Source organism: Paenibacillus sp. FSL K6-1330, from assembly GCF_037976825.1.
Classification (GTDB): domain Bacteria; phylum Bacillota; class Bacilli; order Paenibacillales; family Paenibacillaceae; genus Paenibacillus_AQ.
This window is the reverse complement of record NZ_CP150269.1, coordinates 59428-80000: the sequence shown is the minus strand read 5'-3', so window position 1 is coordinate 80000 and position 20573 is coordinate 59428. Positions and strand designations below refer to the sequence as shown.

At 50.4% G+C, this 20573-nt stretch carries 20 protein-coding genes; all 20 read right to left on the bottom strand.

The features are described from left to right. Positions 1-281 precede the first annotated feature (281 nt). The gene (locus tag NYE54_RS00380) at positions 282-830 is read right to left on the bottom strand and encodes a hypothetical protein (protein ID WP_339269242.1); all 549 of its coding nucleotides are present in this window, start codon (positions 828-830) and stop codon (positions 282-284) included. A gap of 161 nt (positions 831-991) precedes the next feature. Then, complete coding sequence (gene lysS / locus NYE54_RS00375; protein WP_098741245.1) at positions 992-2503, bottom strand: lysine--tRNA ligase; 1512 nt, start codon at positions 2501-2503, stop codon at positions 992-994. A gap of 313 nt (positions 2504-2816) precedes the next feature. Continuing rightward, on the bottom strand, positions 2817-3293 hold the full coding sequence (gene greA, locus NYE54_RS00370; RefSeq protein WP_076326680.1) for a transcription elongation factor GreA: 477 nt from the start codon (positions 3291-3293) through the stop codon (positions 2817-2819). A gap of 210 nt (positions 3294-3503) precedes the next feature. Next, complete coding sequence (gene dusB / locus NYE54_RS00365) at positions 3504-4535, bottom strand: tRNA dihydrouridine synthase DusB (protein WP_339269239.1); 1032 nt, start codon at positions 4533-4535, stop codon at positions 3504-3506. 223 nt (positions 4536-4758) lie between these two features. Next, positions 4759-4965, bottom strand: a complete 207-nt coding sequence (locus NYE54_RS00360) for a helix-turn-helix transcriptional regulator (RefSeq protein WP_076326682.1) — start codon at positions 4963-4965, stop codon at positions 4759-4761. Next, positions 4917-5465, bottom strand: a complete 549-nt coding sequence (gene folK, locus NYE54_RS00355) for a 2-amino-4-hydroxy-6-hydroxymethyldihydropteridine diphosphokinase (RefSeq protein WP_076326683.1) — start codon at positions 5463-5465, stop codon at positions 4917-4919. The genes NYE54_RS00360 and folK overlap by 49 nt, the downstream gene beginning before the upstream one ends. A 7-nt stretch (positions 5466-5472) precedes the next feature. After that, positions 5473-5835, bottom strand: a complete 363-nt coding sequence (gene folB / locus NYE54_RS00350; RefSeq protein WP_006207454.1) for a dihydroneopterin aldolase — start codon at positions 5833-5835, stop codon at positions 5473-5475. Positions 5836-5874: 39 nt separating this feature from the next. Continuing rightward, the gene (gene folP, locus NYE54_RS00345) at positions 5875-6735 is read right to left on the bottom strand and encodes a dihydropteroate synthase (RefSeq protein WP_339269236.1); all 861 of its coding nucleotides are present in this window, start codon (positions 6733-6735) and stop codon (positions 5875-5877) included. Further along, the gene (locus NYE54_RS00340; RefSeq protein ID WP_339269234.1) at positions 6732-7619 is read right to left on the bottom strand and encodes an aminotransferase class IV; all 888 of its coding nucleotides are present in this window, start codon (positions 7617-7619) and stop codon (positions 6732-6734) included. The genes folP and NYE54_RS00340 overlap by 4 nt, the downstream gene beginning before the upstream one ends. Then, entirely contained in the window at positions 7616-8197 is a 582-nt protein-coding gene (gene pabA, locus NYE54_RS00335) for an aminodeoxychorismate/anthranilate synthase component II (RefSeq protein WP_098741239.1), read from the bottom strand. The genes NYE54_RS00340 and pabA overlap by 4 nt, the downstream gene beginning before the upstream one ends. Before the next feature lies 1 nt (position 8198). Continuing rightward, on the bottom strand, positions 8199-9863 hold the full coding sequence (locus NYE54_RS00330) for an anthranilate synthase component I family protein (protein WP_339269231.1): 1665 nt from the start codon (positions 9861-9863) through the stop codon (positions 8199-8201). A gap of 271 nt (positions 9864-10134) precedes the next feature. Next, positions 10135-11070, bottom strand: a complete 936-nt coding sequence (cysK, locus tag NYE54_RS00325) for a cysteine synthase A (protein ID WP_339269229.1) — start codon at positions 11068-11070, stop codon at positions 10135-10137. A gap of 427 nt (positions 11071-11497) precedes the next feature. Next, positions 11498-12433: a peptidyl-prolyl cis-trans isomerase gene (locus NYE54_RS00320; RefSeq protein ID WP_339273342.1), complete on the bottom strand. Its 936-nt coding sequence runs from the start codon at positions 12431-12433 to the stop codon at positions 11498-11500. A 20-nt stretch (positions 12434-12453) separates the two neighbouring features. Further along, positions 12454-13338, bottom strand: coding sequence for an Hsp33 family molecular chaperone HslO (gene hslO, locus NYE54_RS00315; RefSeq protein ID WP_339269227.1), 885 nt, complete (start codon positions 13336-13338; stop codon positions 12454-12456). 57 nt (positions 13339-13395) lie between these two features. Beyond that, positions 13396-14160: a type III pantothenate kinase gene (locus tag NYE54_RS00310; protein WP_339269225.1), complete on the bottom strand. Its 765-nt coding sequence runs from the start codon at positions 14158-14160 to the stop codon at positions 13396-13398. After that, positions 14157-15032 carry a carboxylating nicotinate-nucleotide diphosphorylase gene (gene nadC, locus NYE54_RS00305; protein WP_339269223.1) on the bottom strand — a complete coding sequence of 292 codons (876 nt, stop codon included), beginning with the start codon at positions 15030-15032 and terminating at the stop codon, positions 14157-14159. Before nadC ends, NYE54_RS00310 begins: the two co-directional genes overlap by 4 nt. Further along, positions 15022-16638, bottom strand: a complete 1617-nt coding sequence (nadB, locus tag NYE54_RS00300) for an L-aspartate oxidase (protein ID WP_339269221.1) — start codon at positions 16636-16638, stop codon at positions 15022-15024. Before nadB ends, nadC begins: the two co-directional genes overlap by 11 nt. A gap of 38 nt (positions 16639-16676) precedes the next feature. After that, complete coding sequence (gene nadA, locus NYE54_RS00295; RefSeq protein ID WP_098741232.1) at positions 16677-17615, bottom strand: quinolinate synthase NadA; 939 nt, start codon at positions 17613-17615, stop codon at positions 16677-16679. A gap of 229 nt (positions 17616-17844) precedes the next feature. Then, the gene (gene ftsH / locus NYE54_RS00290; protein ID WP_339269219.1) at positions 17845-19920 is read right to left on the bottom strand and encodes an ATP-dependent zinc metalloprotease FtsH; all 2076 of its coding nucleotides are present in this window, start codon (positions 19918-19920) and stop codon (positions 17845-17847) included. Between the two features lie 99 nt (positions 19921-20019). Then, complete coding sequence (gene hpt, locus NYE54_RS00285) at positions 20020-20559, bottom strand: hypoxanthine phosphoribosyltransferase (protein WP_076326696.1); 540 nt, start codon at positions 20557-20559, stop codon at positions 20020-20022. Positions 20560-20573 lie beyond the last annotated feature (14 nt).

Sequence of the window (20573 nt, the reverse complement as noted above, 5' to 3'; positions counted from 1 at the left end):
CTCACTCGTTGTTCAGTTTTCAAAGATCAACTTCTTCGTTTGCCGCCAACATTTTATCTCGTTAGCAACTCTTATATCTTATCACATCCGCTCGTTCATTGCAAGCTTTTTTTGAATTTATTTTTCAAATTCATTTTGGCTTGTTGTCTCAAGCGATTGTTTCGACCGTATTTCTTGGCCGGAAGTATAATATACCATGGCATTCGCCAATATGCAACCCTTTTGACAAATTAATAATAAGGTAAAATCATACATTCATTTACTTACTATATACTAGGTATTCAGTATCTCCATTTCCCTGCCTGCTTCTTTGGCCAGAAGGTATAACTGAAGCTATATATGAAGTCAATTCCCAGGATCACGGCCCATTGCAAGATCAACGCCTTTAGCTGCTCCGTTCGTTCTGGTTCCCCAACCACAACAATCATAACGCCAAGCAATATAACTCCTATCATCCACGCCAACACATGGCGATACCACCCCTGGCGTTCACGCTTGGCGCGAACCGCTCCATGTTTCGTGGCTGGCTCCGGTTTCTTGCCACCTGCAAATCGGTGAGCAAACCGGGCGTCCGCCCATTGGATAATCCGATGCCCAAAAGCAATCGTCACCCCGATGTATACAGCTGCCAGCCCATGCATGAATCCGGCCTCTGCCCCGCCACGCAAATCTATCATGGTTACGGCTATCAATAATAAGTCGATGATCGGCGTACACAGCAGCAGTATTCCGCCCGTTCTTTTCATTCCAAGCAAATATCTTGCACTTAATCCAGCGAGAACAAATACCCAGAATAAAATTTCACATCCAATAATAAAAGCTGCAATCATTCGCCGGCCTCCTTATTTAATACGTTTGTGCTAAATAAATGTAGCACAGCTTTATTCTCAGAACAAGAGAGAATCGGGATCACCATACAAAAAAAGGCAGCCGACTATAGAGATCTATAGCCGACTGCCTCTTCCACAATCTATTAATGGAGCAAACGCTACTACTCCTTATTACGCATGTGCGGGAACAGTAAGACATCACGAATGGATGGGGAATTCGTAAGAAGCATGATCAAACGATCGATCCCGATACCAAGTCCGCCTGTTGGCGGCATGCCATACTCCAGTGCACGCAAGAAATCTTCATCCATCTCGTGCGCTTCGTCATTGCCCTGTTCTTTTTCCTTCATCTGCGCTTCAAAACGCTGACGCTGGTCGATCGGATCATTGAGCTCCGAGAAGGCGTTCGCGTGCTCACGCGCCACGATAAACAGCTCAAAGCGATCCGTGAACCGCGGATCCACGTCGTTCTTCTTCGCCAGCGGCGAAATCTCAACCGGATGACCGGTTACGAACGTCGGCTGAATCAGTGTCTCTTCAACGAATTGCTCAAAGAACGCGTTCAAGATGTGGCCGAATGTCATATGCGGCTCTACCGGAACTTTATGTTCTTTTGCAAGACGATGCGCTTCCTCATTGGACATGTCAACACTAAAGTCAACGCCGACTACTTCTTTTACGGCATCAACCATGGATACACGACGCCATTGTGGCGTCAGGTCAACTTCGTGCCCTTGATAGGAAATCACTTGTGTACCCAGCACCTCTTGGGCAATATGGGCAATCATATTCTCGGTCAGTGCCATAATATCTTTATAATCCGCATAGGCTTCATAGAGCTCAATCATCGTAAACTCCGGATTATGACGGGTAGAGATCCCTTCATTCCGGTATACGCGGCCAATCTCATACACTTTTTCCAAGCCGCCCACGATCAGACGCTTCAGATGAAGCTCAATCGCGATCCGCATATACAGCTCCATATCCAGCGCATTATGATGCGTAATGAACGGACGTGCCGCCGCACCACCAGCGATCGAATGCAAAGTCGGAGTTTCCACTTCAAGATAGCCTTGGGAATCCAGGTAACGGCGCATCGATTGAATAATACGGGAACGGGCAATGAAGGTCTTCTGTACATCTGGGTTGATAATCAGGTCGACATAACGCTGACGGTAACGGAGTTCCACATCCTTCAAACCATGGAATTTCTCAGGGAGCGGATAAAGCGACTTCGAAAGAACCTCCAGTTCCTTCACTTTAATGGTGGTTTCACCGGTTTTGGTCTTGAACAAGACCCCTTTGACCCCGATGATGTCACCCAGATCAAGGATGCTGAATGCTTCATATTGCGCTTCTGCAATCGAATCCTGGCGAACATAGATCTGAATCCGGCCGCTCAAATCTTGAATATGAGCAAAAGAAGCCTTGCCCATGCCACGCTTCGCCATAATCCGGCCAGCCAGGTTCACTTCCACCTGCTTCTCTTCCAGTTCTTCCTTGGAGAGCTCGTCATACTGTTTCAGAATATCACCTGCGTGATGTTCTCTTTCATATTTTCCGCCAAACGGGTCGATGCCCAGCTTGCGAAGCTCGTCCAATTTGTTGCGGCGGATTTGCAAAAGCTCACTTAACTCCTGTTCTTGTTCCTGGTTATTCATTTCTTCCGTCATCGTCATTCATCTCCTTCATTTCACTTCCATCGTAATCCCCAACAGCATTAAACGCCGCCACCCATACATGATCCGGACAGCCCTTGAACACTTGTACACATTCGGTTAGGACTTAACGGTAGGGCAGCCATTCAAGACATGCCATTAACCCATTAAGCCCTCAACACAGCCTTGCCTATTCAAAATAACCCCACAAAGTGGAGCCTATGCTACGATGCTTATTCCAAATACTTTGCGGGGACCCCAAAAAACTTATAAATTCTAATATGTTAAAAAAGCCCCCCGAAGGAAGCTTTCTACACCACATTCCGACTTACTTCTTAATGTCTACAATTTTATATTGAATAACGCCCGCAGGAACGTTAACATCTACAACCGATCCTTTTTGCTTGCCAATAATCGCTTTGCCGACAGGACTCTCGTTAGAGATCTTGTTGTTAAGCGGATCCGATTCAGCCGTACCTACAATGGTATATTGCATCGTGTCGCCGAATTCCAAATCCTCTACGATCACCGTGTTGCCCACGCCGACGACATCGGTATTGATATCATCATTGTTAATGATGCGCGCATTGCGGAGCATTTTCTCAAGCGTTATAATCCGGCCTTCGATAAAGGCTTGCTCGTTCTTAGCGTCTTCATATTCGGAGTTTTCACTAATATCACCATATCCGATGGCAACTTTAATCCGCTCAGCCACTTCGCGGCGTTTTACAGACTTTAGATTCTCAAGTTCGTCCTCCAGTTTCTTCAGACCGTCCTGGGTTAGAATGACTTCTTTATCGCTCATTAACCGATTCTCCTGTCATGTAAATAATTTAAACCACGGTATCAACATACTATATGCGAATTCTTGGGGATCAGAACTTCCCTCTGATGCCTGCTCAATTTCTTGAATTTATACTGAAAGATTATATGGGAACCATTTCAAAAAGTCAATGCGCGCAAAGGCTGTTACGAATGTCGCATACACGCACCCATTAACAGCCTGCACCCCTAATTATCCCATCGCCGCAACGGCTTGAGGGTATACACTTTTTGTCGATTCTTCTTGGGCCTCCAGATTGTTCACAAAGTTGTTCAGAAGGTTCACCATTTCGTCTCGCTTCGTTTCTTCCATAATCATATCTTTAATGCGAGCGGATCCCTTCAGCCCTTTCAAATACCAGGAAAGATGCTTGCGCATTTCCCGTACCGCAACCGCTTCGCCGCGCAGAGCGATCAACCGGTCCATATGCAGAATGGCAATCCGGATTTTCTCCTGCGGAGCCGGATCCGGCAGCAGCTGGCCTGTCTTCAGGTACTCCACGGTACGATACAGCATCCATGGGTTCCCCAGCGCTCCGCGGCCGATCATGACACCATCGCAGCCTGTCGTATCCAGCATTCGGCGAGCATCCTCCGGCGTCACCACATCGCCGTTACCGATAACCGGAATGGCGACGGCTTCTTTCACTTGGCGAATGATGTCCCAATCCGCGTGCCCGGTGTAGAGCTGCTCGCGCGTACGTCCGTGAACGCTGACCGCCTGACCGCCCGCGCGTTCGACAGCTTGTGCATTTTCGACAGCATAGATGTGATCGCTATCCCAGCCTGTGCGCATCTTCACCGTGACCGGTTTGTTCACGGCATCAACAACGGCCGCTACCATTTCATAGATTTTGTTCGAATCCAGAAGCCAGCGCGCACCCGCATCAACCTTCGTTACCTTCGGTGCAGGACAGCCCATGTTAATGTCGATGATGTCGGCATTGGTTTGCTGATCGACAACTTTGGCCGCTTCCACCAAGGATTGACGGTCACCGCCAAAAATTTGCAGGCTCAGCGGCTTCTCCCGCTCGTCGACGAACAGCATCTCCTGGGTGCGCTTGTTCCCGTGAACAATGGCCTTGCCGCTCACCATTTCGGCGCAAACCAAACCGGTACCGAATTCCTTAGCAATCAAGCGGAACGCTGGGTTGCACACGCCTGCCATGGGCGCCAGAACCACTTGGTTCTTCATCTCGATGTTTCCGATTTGCAACTTGTCCATTTTATGTGTCAACCCTTTATATTCAGATATTTATAGTGGAAAGATCCCGGTTATCGTGCAAGGGATCCATAAGTTTCAAACCAACTCATCATACTCATGAATCGCACCCTCGTCCAGTCCGCAAAAATTACATGTCTTGTAGATCGCATCCAGAAGCATCATCCTATATTAATGGCCGGGTTTAATGAAAATAAACCTGCACCGGCTTTTCTATTCAAATGTTCTAGCTCCGTTCCTTAAGCTCCTGCAATGTAATCTCCAGCACGTCCGCAATCTGAGCCAGCATCTGCTCCTCGGCACGGCGGTTCCCCCGCTCAATCGCACCAAGGACGGCCAGTGAAATACCGGTTCGCTCGGCGAGCTCTTGCTGGGTTAAACCCTTCAATTTTCGGAAAGCGCGGATACGCTGCGCCAGCTGCTTGTTTTCCAAAGCTGTATTCCTTCCTTTCCTTCCAGGTTCTCAAGTGCTGTCTTCACTACAGGGTACAGACCTGAAGGTTCGAGCTCAAATACGATATCGGCCAGCGGTCTGAGCACAAAAGCCCGTTCCTGCATACGGGGGTGCGGCAGAACAAGGTCCGGCGTATCCAGACGGCGTCCTTCCATCCATAACAGGTCCAGGTCCACCGTCCGCGGCCCCCAATGAATATGACGGACCCGGCCAAGCTGTTTTTCAATTCGCTGCATTTCGGCAAGCAGCTCATGGGGACTCAGCGATGTCGACACGGCTGTGGCCATATTAAGAAACATCGGTTGATCCACATAGCCGACCGGCTCGGTTTCATACAAGTTGGATACGCGCTCTACCGATATGCCAGGTACTTCGTCCAACCGTTCTAAAGCCTCCATCAGGTTGCCCTCGCGGTCTCCCAAATTGGCCCCTAAAGCAATATAAGCCTCTGAACACTCAGAGGTGGCGTGTGAATTCATGATCGTCTCACTTCCTGGTCCGGTGCAGCTCAATGGTCACACCTTCAAAATGAATGTCAAAAGGCGGGTGCGGCTTCGTCAATCGGACCGTTAAAGCATCGATAATAGTATAAGTGTCCAATACCTTAGATGCAATATGCTCCGCTAAAGCTTCAATCAGGCGGAACGACTCCGTCCGCATAATATCCAGCAAGAGATCATGAATCTCGGCATAATTTACCGTTAACGTCAGGTCATCCGTCTTCGCAGCTTTGCTCAAATCCATCTCCAGCTCCAGATCCACATAGAATCGTTGACCCAGCTTGCGCTCTTCCTCAAACACACCGTGGTAGCCGTAGTATTCCATGCGGCTCAGTATCATTTTATCCATCTCGTAACTCCGCCCTTCCATCCTTTGTCCCGAAAAAAATTATATACGTGTAAGCTCCGTTGAAGCGTAAGTCATGGCATCACACATCTTCGCTGTCCGTTTCATATGCAACACGTCATGCACACGAACGATCTGGCAGCCTTGCGCAATCCCGTAAGCCACGGTAGCAGCCGTTCCTTCGAGCACATCTTGCGCCGGGGCGCCAAGTGTGGTCTGGATAAACCTTTTGCGGGAGGTAGCCAGCAGCACCGGAAACCCAAGCCCTACAAGCTGATCGAGGGAGGCCATCACTTTCAAGTTCTCGTCGTAGTCCTTGGCAAACCCGATACCCGGGTCGAGCAAAATATGCTGATCCTGCACACCTGCAGCCCTCGCAATTTCGACACTTTCCAGCAAATCGCGCTTTACGTCCTCGATAAGATTGATGTAATTCCGATCGCGGCGATTGTGCATCAAAATCACGGGGCATCCGAGCTCTGCCGCTGTCTTGGGCATATCCGTGTCGTCTTTAAAGCCCCAAATATCATTTATGATATGAGCGCCCGCTCCAATAGCCTGACGCGCAACTTCCGCTTTATACGTGTCAATTGATAATGGAATATGCGGCGCATGCCGATGGATGGCTTCTATAACCGGGATAACGCGGGCGAGCTCCTCTTCAGCTCCAACCGGCTCATGGCCTGGACGCGTCGATTCTCCGCCGATATCGATGATGTCAGCTCCCTCTTCCACCAGTTGAAGCGCGTGCTCGACCGCCCGCTCCGTGTCGTGATAACGACCTCCGTCGGAGAACGAATCCGGTGTCACATTCAATATGCCCATAATGAGCGTGGATTGACCGAGCTCTAACACAGCATCCTTGCTCAGCCGATATTCACGTTCGTAAATCGTTGTTTTCATGCCTTTTGCCCTGCTTTCCTTCTATATGCGCTCAGTAATGTACGGGTTATCGGACCGGCTAATCCTTGTCCAATAACTAGAGTCTCGCCTTCAGCTCCAATCAACGTCGTAACCGGAACAATCTCCTGCACAGAACCGGTCGTAAATATTTCATCCGCTCCAGTGAAAAACTCCCAGCTGTAACGGCCTTCTTCGACTTCCATCCCAAGATCGGCAGCCAATTCCAGCACCACGGCCCGGGTAATCCCCGGCAAAATGCCCGTACTTATGTCAGGCGTATATACACGACCCGCTTTGACAAAAAAGACATTGCTGACAATGCCCTCCGCCACTTCCCCGGCCGCCGTTAGCATCAGCCCCTCTGTCGGACCATCCGAGTGGCTTGGGTATTCGGCCAATTCCCGCTTTGCGAGTATATTGTTCATATAATGCAGAGATTTCAGCCGAACCGAGGATTCCGGTGTGTTTCGCGGAAGGGACAGCCTCCGCATGGCTCTGCCTTTCTCGTAAAGCATTTCGTTTACGGCCGGCAGCTCTTTGGCGAATAAAATCTCGGAAGGCTTCAAATAATCGCCAGCAGGCAAACCGAGCAATCCCTCTCCTGCCGTTACAGTATACCGGATATAAGCATCCTGGAGACCATTGGCCTCCATCAGTTCCGATATCCAGCGGCTGATCCTCTCAGCATCCGCCCTGTGGACGATCCCGAGCTCCCGGCAGCTGTTCATGAGCCGGCTCAAGTGCCGCTCTATTAAAAAAGGCTTCCCCTCGTAAGTGCGGAAGGTCTCGAATAACCCCATTCCGTACAGAAGGCCGTGATCCATTACAGGTATGACAGCTTCGGCAGCTTCAACGATGCCGCCGTTCATGCCAATATACTTCATGCTTTGGTGCCAGCTGTACGCTTCAAGAAATTGCGCAGCATTTGATGGCCATGGTCCGTAATGATGGATTCCGGATGGAACTGCACCCCTTCTATGGGATATTGTTTATGCCGAAGCCCCATGATTTCGCCCTCTTCGGTCCAGGCGGTAATCTCCAGCTCATCCGGCAAAGTTTCCTTCTCAACGATCAGCGAGTGATAGCGCGTTGCGGTGAACGGAACCGGTAAGCCTTCGAAGACCGAGCCGCCCGTATGCTGGATCGCGGATGTTTTCCCGTGCATCAGGCGCTCCGCACGAATCACGTTGCCGCCAAAGGCTTGCCCGATCGCCTGATGGCCAAGGCAGACGCCGAAGATCGGAATCACACCCTTGAAATGCGAAATAACATCCAGACTGATGCCGGCTTCATTCGGCGTGCACGGTCCCGGAGATATCAGGATATGGTCCGGGGCCAATGCCTCGATGCCAGCGATGTCGATCTCATCATTCCGGTAAACCTTCACTTCCTCGCCGAGCTCACCCAAATATTGAACCAGGTTATACGTAAACGAATCATAATTGTCGATGACAAGTATCATATTAGTTCCCCCCTATATTCGCGGACAACACTGCCGCTTCTTCTTCACTGCATATCAGTGCAGCAATCAAAGCCTTTGCCTTGTTATGACACTCCCTGTATTCCCGGTACGGATCGGAGTCAATGACAATCCCCGCACCCGTCTGAATATAGCCGACCCCATCCTTTACGGCGAGGGTCCGAATAATAATGTTGAGCTCCATATCACCATTATAATCGATCCAGCCCATGGAGCCGGTATAGGGCCCCCGCGTCACGGGCTCCAGCTCTTCGATGATCTCCATGGTCCGGATTTTGGGTGCGCCTGTAATGGTGCCGCCGGGGAACGCTGCCGCAATGACATCATGTGCATGGTTGCCCTCTGCAATCCGACCTTCTACTTGCGACACCAGATGCATCACGTGAGAGTACCTCTCGACAGTCATCAGCTCCGGAACATGCACGGATCCGTATGCGGCAATGCGGCCAATGTCATTGCGCTCCAAATCGACCAGCATAATATGCTCCGCCCGTTCTTTCTCGCTGCCAAGCAGTTCCGCTTCCATTGCCGCATCCTCTTCCGGATTGCTTCCCCGGCGCCGAGTTCCCGCAATCGGTCGTGCAGATACGACATCGCCATCCAGCTTCACCAGCAATTCCGGTGAGCCGCTAGCCAAGCTGAAGCCCGGCGAGGATAAATACCCCATATACGGCGACGGATTCAGGATACGCAGCCACTCATAAATATCCGCGGGGTCCGCATGCAGTTGCAAATGACGGCGCAGAGACAAATTGACCTGAAATACATCACCCTGCCGAATATATTCTTGAATCGAGCGTACCGCCTGCTCGAACGCTTCCTGCGTAAAATCAATCTCCAGCCGATCCCAAATCTCGACATTCGGCCCGGACAGCTCTTGCGCTTTCTTCCATCGTTCCTGCCGTACGTGCTCATCTTCGGACTCCGAGCCGTTCCCTACGACTGTTCCGAACATTTGATTCCATTGGAACAGCATCGATTCAGCCCTTACGACAGCCCGATCATATAACTCCTGCAATAGCTTCTCTTGATCGGTTGAAAGCACCGAACCTCTGGATGCATCAACAGAAGCACCGGATGCCGCCTTTTCCTCCGAAACTTCCCCGGTCCCGAATGCCCAAGGCAGAGGGACATGTACCGAACAGTAGATGCTGTCATCTGTATGATCATAGATCCAGATCTCTTCCATGCGCATCCACATATAATCCAGGAACCCCGGCTCATCTTTGGCCATCTTGGGGAGCTGCTCAATCGATCGGATTACATCGTAGCTTAGAAAACCGGCGCAGCCTCCGCGAAAGTCCGGCCAGCCCGGAACACGGGGAGCCCGCCATTCTTTCATCCACTGCTCTAACAGATGCAGTGGCTTTCCCGTTACCTGCGTTCGCGAATCCCCCGACAGCTCTATGATCTCTCCATAGCTTCCCTTCCCCTGCAGAATGGACACTGGCCGCAATCCAAGATACGTATAGCGTCCGCCCTTACCGCTCTCCAGCACAAAGGCATACGGCGATGCCGCTTTCCATGCATGTCTCCATGACAGGGGTAACCCTCTTGTTGCTCCTTTATATTGAACCAGATAGGGAACGACGGACCAGCCCTCTTTAGCCCATGCCTGCCACTGGGCCAGCTCCACTCTTCTCTCCATGCCGATCCTCCCTTAGTCATCAAAAGCCTTACTGTTGCCTGTCAGTATACTGTATCCCGCTTCTCTTGAAAACCCTAAATAGAAGCTCGTCCAACAATAATTTTTTGAAGCGGTCATCCCGTGGATTCCAATAAAGCGTTATCTTTGGGACTAGTATACGCAAAAAGCCCTCAATGCTATAAAAACACATTGAGGACCCCTTCCTTGTCACGCATTATCTCACCCAGATGAGGTGAGACCATGCGCGCATATTACAATATCATCTTACTCGTTACTCGAAGTTATAGAGCGGCGTGCTCAGGTAACGTTCTCCATTACTTGGGATCACGGCTACCACCCGCTTGCCTTTACCAAGCTCTTTGGCAACCTTCAATGCCGCATATACAGCCGCACCGGAAGAAATGCCGCCAAGAACGCCTTCTTCCTTCGCCACACGGCGGGAGGTTTCAAAGGCATCATCATTCTCGACATGAACGATTTCATCGTAGACTTCTTGGTTCAAAATTTCAGGAATGAAGTTTGCGCCAATGCCCTGGATTTTGTGAGGACCTGGTTTGCCTCCGGCAAGGATTGGCGATGCAGCAGGCTCAACTGCAATGATCTTAATATCAGGGAATTGCTCTTTCAGCACTTCGCCCGCCCCTGTAATCGTTCCGCCTGTTCCAATACCTGCCACGAACGCATCCAAGGAACCGCCGATGGATTGGATCGCTTCAACGATTTCCGGACCTGTTGTTTCACGGTGGATTTTCACGTTGGCTTGGTTATTGAATTGATCGGCCATAAAGAATCCGGCATTTTCCTTCAGAATTTCTTCCGCCTTCTTAACCGCACCGTTCATTCCTTCCGACCCCGGTGTCAGTACCAGTTCCGCGCCATAGGCACGCAGCAGGTTGCGGCGCTCCAAGCTCATGGTTTCAGGCATAACGATAACCGCTTTGTAGCCTTTGGCAGCTGCCACCATAGCTAGACCAATACCGGTATTACCGCTTGTTGCTTCAATAATGGTATCGCCCGGCTTCAAACGCCCGTCCTTCTCCGCTTCTTCCACAATGCTGATCGCGATCCGGTCTTTAACGCTTGCACCCGGGTTCTGGTATTCCAGCTTCAGATAAACCTCTGCGCTATCCTCCGGTACGATCCGGTTCAAACGGACGAGTGGAGTTCCACCGATTAATTCTGTCACATTGTTTACGACTTTTGCCATGAATGAAGCCCTCCTCTAAATATGAATCTGAATAAACTAGTAAATCCATAATGGTGTTATACATTCTAATGTCGAATCATTAAATTTGTGGTGTCTGGATGTTGAAAGAAAAGCAGAGCCAGCATATAGACTCTAATTCTTGATTATTGAGGTTGCTGATATCCGAGTAAAAAGGTAGGTTTTTATACCTTCATCTTAACAACGTTACGTGTCATTGTCAATATCCCACATCTCGAAAATCAACATTTCTAGGTGGATTTTCCTCCGCCTCCCGGACGAGGAAACACGAATTCGTCTCTAGCCATGCACGCTCAGAAAGCCACCATTCCTCAGTGAATAAAACCTTTTGCAACCTTCAACGCAAAAAAAGCTCCTGCAGCCACATCTTACTCCGCCACAGCGAGCTTTCTCCATGTTCTTCTTCTATTTACAACGTGACCGTACCAGCGCTAATCCGGGCCTCGTATTTCTCGCGAAGCTGACGCTCCAGTTCGGATAAAGACACCGACTGCTCTAGGGCCAGCTGCTTACGAACCGCCTCGCGGACACTTTCCTCGCTCGGGGCCTTAGGCTCGATAATTTCCTTCACATAAACAATGGCATAGGTGTCTGTGAGTGAGATCGGTCCCGCAATATCCCAGGGCTCAAGCGTTGAAGCTGCATCCAGCAGTGCCGGCGGCAAGAAGGGATCATCCTCCTCGACCAAGCCGATCTGCCCGCCGTCTTCGCGAGTATACTCATCGAGAGATACCTGAGCCGCGAGATCCGCAAAAGCTTCTCCATTCTCCAGCCGATCCATGACCCGTTCTGCCTCATTTTCCGAAGCGACCTCGATCATGGATAAATTCAACTGCTTCTTGGGGCGAAATTGGTCAGGGTACTGTTCCAGATACGAATCGATCTGCTGCTCTTCGATGTGTACGTCGGAAGTCGCAATTTTCTCAAGCAGCAGCCGATACATCATCTCTGTCTTTAGTTCACTCTCCGTAATGCCAAGCTGATCTTCCATTTCCGATAAGAAACGTTCCTTAGAACCGTAGCTGTGGCTCATGACTTCGATTTCTGCATCGACTTCCGCCGGCATAACATCAATATCCTTCGCTTTGGCCTCCAGAGCCACGGCGTGCCGATTCAGCATGGTCATCAGCATTTCGCGGCCATAACGCTTCTTTAGCTCGTCAACCCACTCGTCTTCGGTAATCGCCCTGTCCTGGATGGATGCAACTGGTTGGGAGCCATCTTTCCAAGATGGTGAAGCCTCTTGCGATAAATTCCCGGAAAACAGCATCCAGCCCCCCATACCCAATACGCATGCTGTCAAGACAATGACGGTCGCCCACAATCCCTTCTCTTGTCTCGTCATCACGGTCGCTCATCCCAACGTTAAGATTTGGCCCGCTCTAGCACGGATTTTAGCTGTTCTCTATCGAACGTATATTTTTCATTGCAAAAATGACAAGAAACTTCGGCCTTGCCATCCTCTTCGATCATCTGCTCAAGCTCTTCCTGCCCCAAGCTGATCAAAGCGCGCTCCACTCGCTCATGCGAGCAGTCACAGCTGAAGTACACGTCCATTTCCTCCAAAATGGTCACATCCGGAACTACTCGTTTCAGGATGTCTTCCAGTTCCAGTCCTTCTTCCAGCATCTCGGTGATCGGTGGAATCTTGCTCAGCGCAAGCTCAAGCTCCGTAATCTCATCCTCGGTAACGCCGGGGAGAAGCTGAATGATGAAGCCGCCCGCATTCGACACGGAATAATCCGGTGAAACCAGCACACCCAGGCTTACCGCCGAGTTGGTCTGTTCGGATACGGCAAAATAGTATGTGAAGTCTTCAGCGAGCTCGCCCGAAATAATCGGTACGCTGCCACGGTAAGGCTCCTTCAACCCGAAATCCTTGATCACATCAATATGGCCGGTGGTTCCTACAGCAGCGGCAACATCCATCTTACCCGGACGGATATTCGTCAGCTCCACATGCGGATTTTTGACATATCCGCGGACCTCGCCGTTGGCATTACTCTCCGCCGCAATCAAACCGATCGGTCCGTCGCCTCGCACTTGAATGCTAAGACGCTCGTCTCCTTTTAGCATAGCTCCCATCATCGCTGCTGCTGACACGGTGCGGCCCAAAGCGGCTGTGACGACAGGAAACGTATCATGTCTTTGGCGAAGCTCTTCAACCAAATCGGTTGTCCGAACGGCAAATGTCCGTACTTTCCCGTTTAATGCTGTTCCCCGCAGCAAACGGTCTTTTTGATTACCCATCTTGAGGCCTCCTTGTCTTTCTAGTTGTTTGTAATATCTAACGGTTTTATAGCGGTTCTAGTTACGCTCATAAATAATACGCAAGCCTTCTAATGTCAGAAGGGGAGAAATCTCTTCAATGGACTCCGTTTCGCTGGCAATCAGCTCGGCCATTCCCCCGGTAGCGATAACCTTAACATTGTCCGTACCCATCTCGGCTTTTATACGCTTGACCAGGCCATCAACCTGTCCCGCATAACCAAAAACGATGCCTGCCTGCATGGCATGTACGGTATTGCGCCCAATTACTTTTTTCGGCTTTTCGAGCTCTACGCGAGGAAGCTTGGAAGCACGCTGTACCAGAGCCTCAGTAGCAATGCCAATACCAGGCACAATCACTCCGCCAAGATAATTGCCTGCCTTATCAATGCAATCAAACGTCGTCGCCGTACCGAAATCCACCACAATCAGCGGCCCCCCGTACTGCTCGACGGCTGCTACTGCATTCACGATCCGGTCAGCGCCAACCTCGCGCGGATTCTCATACCGCAGATTCAGTCCTGTTTTGATCCCCGGTCCTACAATCAGGGGCGCCTTGCCAATATATTTATTGCACATCTCCTCGACCACACGTACAAGAGGAGGAACTACGGAAGAAACAATTACGCCTTCTATTTGGCTTACCAATATATTGGACATTTGAAACAAATTGTGAATCAGTACACCGTATTCATCCACGGTGGACTGACGCGATGTACTGATTCGAAAATCATGCAGCAGCTTCTTCCCCTGATACACACCCAGTACAATATTGGTATTCCCTACATCCACAACTAGAATCAACCTTCTGTCCCTCCTTTCTTCGCATTCAGATCCAGACTGATATCGAGACTATGGAAAGAATAAGTCAGCCGACCAACGGATATCACGTCGACCCCGGTCTCGGCAATCCCGCGTACGGTCTCCAGCGTCACGTTCCCCGATGCTTCGACCCGCACATGAGGCACCTTGGCCTTGATTCTTCGAACAGACTCCGCCATCATGTCATGACTCATGTTATCCAGCATAATAATATCTGCGCCTGCAGCCAGTGCTTCCTCCACCTGCGCCAAGCTCTCGGTTTCAACTTCTATCGTCATGGTATGTGGAATATGGGCTCTTGCCCGGCTGACCGCTTGCGCGATTCCTCCTGCACCCTTAATGTGATTATCCTTAATCATAACGGCATCGTACAGACCGAAACGATGGTTCGCGCCGCCGCCAACCCGAACAGCATACTTCTCGAGCATTCGGTGGCCTGGTGTCGTTTTGCGGGTATCCACCAATCTTGTCGGCAATCCCTCAAGTACATCTACAAAAGAACGTGTTCTTGTTGCAATACCCGACATACGCTGAAGCAAATTCAAAGCGAGACGCTCGCCTGTCAAAATACGATGAGTGCTTCCTTCCACCTCAGCGAGAACCGTTCCTTTTTCAACCTCGTCCCCATCCCGAACCAATGCCGTAAACGTCAGCGACGGATCAACCGTTTCGAATACCAGCTCTGCTACCGGCATCCCTGCCACGATTCCAGCCTCCTTGGCATGGATAACGCCCTTGGATTCATGACCCGGCTCAATGGTGGTAAGAGTCGTAATGTCCCCCGACCCAATATCCTCCTGCAGCCAAGTCCGTATACTCTGGAGAAGGCCATCGTTGTATCCGTTAAACATCATCGCTTAATTCCTCCGTCATTTCTTGATCCCGTGTATGGACAATATGTTTCTGCCATACGCTGTCATTCCGCTCCGGGAAATCCTCACGGTAGTGGGCTCCCCGGCTTTCTTCACGACCCAGCGCACCCTGCACCACAAGTAAGGATGCTGTGAGCATGTTGGCAAACTCGTATTCCTCACGCTTGGAAAGCATCGAATGGAACAATGGCAGCTGACGGCCGAGCTCTTCTGCTGCTCTTAATAGAGTATCCCGATTTCTCCGAAGTCCTGCATAACGTACCATCACCTTCTGAAGCTTCAAGCGCTTTTCCACCATTGCCTGGGACGGGGTGTCCTTGCGACCGAGATGGAATGATACATGAAGTGGATCTCCTGAGGGTTCCGGCAGACTCTTAATGCGCTCGACAATACGACTGCCGTACACAATCGCCTCCGACAGCGAATTGCTGGCCAAACGGTTCGCCCCGTGAACACCGGTAGACGATACCTCCCCGCAAGCAAATAAACGCTTCACGCTGCTCTCGCCATGCAGATTGGTTTTGATGCCCCCCATCATATAATGCGCAGCCGGGGAGACCGGAATCCAATCTGACGATAAATCGAGTCCATATTGCATGCAGGTTTCATAAATCGTTGGGAATCGATGTTTGACCATCTCCGGCGACTCATGGGTGATATCCAGATAAACAAAGGTAGACCCCGTTGCTTCCATCTCACTGACAATGGCCCGTGCTACAATATCCCGTGGCGCCAGCTCCAGCAATTCATGGTATTTGGGCATGAACCGTTCCCCTCGTATATTCCGAAGAACGGCACCTTCACCCCGAACCGCCTCTGATATAAGGAATCGGGGCGCCCCCGGATAACTAAGCGCCGTCGGGTGGAACTGTATAAATTCCATATCCCGAATTTCTGCGCCTGCCCGATAAGCCATGGCAACGCCATCCGCTGTGGCAACCTCCGGATTGGTCGTATACCGGTACAATTGACCGGCGCCGCCGGAACACATCACCGTCGCCCGTCCACGTACGAATACCCGTTTGCCGTCTGGCATCTGTACTAAAACGCCATGACACTCTTCCTGCTCGGTAATCAGGTCAATGACAAAATGATCGTCCCACACCTCTACATTGTGAAGCATTTCAACCTGAATGGAAAGGGCACGCACGATTTCATATCCGGTTGCATCCCCGTTGGCATGAAGGATCCGGCGATGACTGTGCGCGCCTTCTTGGGTGAGTGCGAGCTCGCCATTCTCCACATCAAACATCGTACCGAGCCGAATCAGCTCTTGAACACCGACCGGGCCCTCGTTGACAAGCACATCCACCGCGGTAGAAGAACATAGGCCCGCCCCTGCCAGGAGGGTGTCCTGCCGGTGGTAGGCCGGAGAGTCATCCTCTGCTGTTACGGCTGCAATCCCTCCCTGTGCATAACGCGTGTTGCTTTCAAGCAGCGATTTCTTCGTAATCAATAGCACATTCTGAGTCGCGCTTGCCATGATCGCCGTATATAAACCCGCAATGCCTGAACCGATCACGATGACATCCGTCTCAATGACCGGAAGATCGTTCAGCTCAAAATCAATTAAATACTGCGGTATCACGATGCCTCACCTGTCTTTTCACGAAAGAGTAGCGCATGCTACTTAACTTGTAACATGCGCTCTAATGAAGTTCTGGCTTTCTCTGCAACGACCGGCGGCACATAAATTTGCGGCTTCATCGTTTCCAACGCTTTAACCAGCTTTTTGAGGTTATTCACTTTCATATTCGGACACACCAGGAACTTCGTAGCGAAGTGGAACGATTTATCCGGGCTATCCAATCGAAGCTGATATCCGGTTCCATCCTCTGTGCCTACAATAAACTCCTTGGCAGATGAATTTTTGCAATATTCCAGAATAGCGGTGGTACTCCCTACAAAATCGCCCATCGCAACAACCTCAGGACGGCATTCCGGGTGCACCACAAATTCCGCATGAGGATATTTGGCCTTCATCTCGACAACATCCTTAACCGTCAGCATGTCATGCGTGTTGCAATACCCTTCCCAGATAATAAGCTTCTTGTCGGTATGCTGCTGAACATAATGTCCCAGGTTTTTATCAGGCACCCATATAATTTCATCCGAATCCACCGACTGAATCACTTTAACGGCATTGGATGACGTACAGCAGATATCCGTTTCGGCTTTGATCTCAGCCGATGAATTGATGTATGTGACCACTTTCGCATTCGGATGCTGCGCTTTCAGCTTCCGAAGTCCGTCCACGTTCACCATATCCGCCATAGGGCAGCCAGCCCGCTCATCCGGTATAAGAACCGTCTTGCCCGGTGCCAGAATTTTAGCGCTCTCGCCCATAAAATGCACACCGCAAAATACGATGACCTCAGCATCGGTTTGTGCTGCCTTCTGCGCGAGCAGGAAGGAATCCCCCCGGAAATCAGCGACCTCTTGTATTTCGTCCCGTTGATAATAATGAGCCAAAATGATTGCATTACGTTCCTTCTTCAATTGCATTAACCGCTCACGCAGTTCACGGTTCTGTTCTGCTTTACGCTCCAGTGCCAAAGCTTCCATGATCGACCCTCTCCCTTTATGTAGTCCGGCGGTTCGCCGCTGATGACCATGTGACTTTCAGGATGGTTTCCACCTTTGTGAAAGGATGCGCATCCTTATTTAACAACTAATGTACACGTTCGTTCTGCCCCCTGTCAATGTGATAGAAAGCACAAAAAGAACCGGAAAACGAATTATCGTTCTCCGGTTCTTCAATTTTATTCGGTATTCGATGTTTTATCAGCGAATATTACGTTAAGCTGCTGTTACCGTTGTCCGATCCGCCTGGAGGATCCTTGCGCTCGGAATCTTTTCGCTCCGGCCCTGGATCATTCGAATCCATCGGGTTGGTCGGAATTTCTTCCGTGGAAGTCGGCTGCTCGCCGTCTTCTTTCCCTTGGATACGAACTTTCACGTCGCCAATGTTGTCGATGATCGGTTCACCATTCTCGGTAGAACCTTCTCCTTCACCGTCGCCACTGCCGTTGCCTTCAGCTGATCCGGTCTCAATGAGATTCTTGATTTGCTCAAGCTCCAGCGTTTCCATCTCGAGGAGCGTGTTCGCAATCAGGTGAACCTCTTTTGCATGCTTATTCAGGATCTCTTTACATTTCTCATAGCAATCATTAATAAATCGCTGCATTTCCTGATCGATCTCATAAGCGATTCGATCACTATAGTTCTGCTCATGTCCGATATCACGTCCAAGGAACACTTGTCCTTGGGATGTACCGAACTGCATCGGTCCGAGCTTCTCACTCATACCGTATTCCACAACCATGCTGCGGATAATGCCCGTCGCTTGTTGGAAGTCACTATATGCTCCGGTTCCGATTTCACCGATGAACAGTTCCTCAGCAACACGGCCGCCGAGCAAACCGGTTACGCGATCCAGCAATTCCTGCTTCGTCACGAGCATCCGATCTTCCTTCGGCATCATGATGACATATCCACCGGCACGGCCACGAGGAATAATCGTTACCTTGTGCACCGTATCCGCATGCTCGAGGAAGTAACCCACAATGGTGTGACCTGCTTCATGGTAAGCTACGATACGTTTCTCGCGATCACTGATCACGCGGCTGCGTTTCTCCGTACCGACGATAACACGGTCAATCGCCTCATCCACTTCTCGCATGGAGATATCTTTACGGTTGCGGCGAGCCGCAAGCAAGGCAGCCTCGTTCAGGAGATTCTCCAGATCGGCACCTGTAAAACCGGTTGTACGTTTGGCGATGATGTCAAGTTTAACATCCTTCGTCAATGGTTTGTTGCGTGCATGAACCTTCAGTACGGCTTCACGGCCCTTCACATCCGGGCGATCTACGGTAATCTGACGGTCAAAACGTCCCGGACGAAGAAGCGCCGGGTCCAAAATGTCCGGGCGGTTGGTCGCAGCAACGATGATAATGCCTTCGTTCGCTCCGAAACCGTCCATTTCAACCAGCAACTGGTTGAGTGTCTGCTCACGCTCGTCATGACCGCCGCCAAGTCCGGCGCCACGCTGACGACCCACAGCATCAATCTCATCAATAAAGATGATACATGGTGCATTCTTCTTCGCGTTTTCGAACAAGTCACGTACACGAGAAGCACCGACACCGACAAACATCTCAACAAAGTCGGAACCGGAAATACTAAAGAATGGCACTCCTGCTTCACCAGCAACGGCACGAGCCAGGAGCGTCTTACCTGTTCCCGGAGGACCGACAAGCAGAACGCCCTTCGGAATGCGAGCGCCAACCGTGTTAAACTTGCGCGGATCTTTCAAGAAGTCAACAACTTCAACAAGTTCCTGCTTCTCTTCATCTGCTCCGGCTACATCCTCAAATGTAATCCGTTTCTTCTCTTCATTATATAAGCGGGCTTTGCTCTTACCAAAGTTCATCACTTTGCCGCCGCCGCCTTGGGCCTGATTGAACAGGAAGAAGAACAGAACAAACATAATGATGAGCGGAATAAAGGATGAAAGCAATGTCAGCCAAATGCTTTGGCCTTCCATTGGCTGCACGGACAGTTTGACGTTGTTGCTATCACTGGCTGCAGTCAGCTCTTGCATCGCTGCATCCGTGGCAGGAATATAGGTTGAGAAATTCTCCGATTTTTTCTCTTCGGAAATCTCCCTATACTTACCGGTCACCAGATAAGCGTAACCGTCAAATTGTACCGTCATTTCCTCTATGTTGTTAGCTTTGACTTCCTGCCGCAGTTGATTATAACTAGGGGCATCGGCTTGCTCGCCGCCATTAGTAACGAATTGTACTATGCCCACCACGACTAAAAATAGAATCAAATAAAAACCAGAATTCCGGATGAACCGACTCATCCCCTACCTCCTCTCAAGACACATAAGATATTTTACCACAGCCTGTCTGGCCATCTCAACAAAGGGCCCTGAACTGTGATAGCAGCCCATTGCCGCGGTTTAACTGCTGTAGATTTCCGGCTTCAAAATCCCGATGTAGGGGAGGTTCCGGTAATGCTCGGCATAATCGAGCCCGTATCCGACAACAAAAGCATCCGGCAGCACGAATCCGGTGTAATCGGCCTGCAAATCCACCGTACGGCGTGCCGGCTTGTCAAACAGCGTGACAACGCGCACCGAGTTTGCCTTGCGGCTCTTCAAAAGCTCAATCAAATGGCTCAGCGTAAGACCGCTGTCGATAATATCCTCCACAATCAGCACATCCCTGCCTTCAACGGATGCGTCCAGATCTTTAATGATCTTCACCACGCCGGAGGATTTGGTTGATGCCCCATAACTGGATACAGCCATGAAATCCAACTCAAGAGGTACTGTTATGGATTTAACCAAGTCGGCCATAAAAATAAATGCACCTTTAAGAACGCAAATAACGAGTGGATTGCGTCCCACATATTCGGCGCTGAGTTTGGAACCAAGTTCCTTAATCTTTGCGTGAATCTCTTCTTCACTGATGAGTATTTCCTGAATGTCATTCTGCAACTTAAGTGGACCTC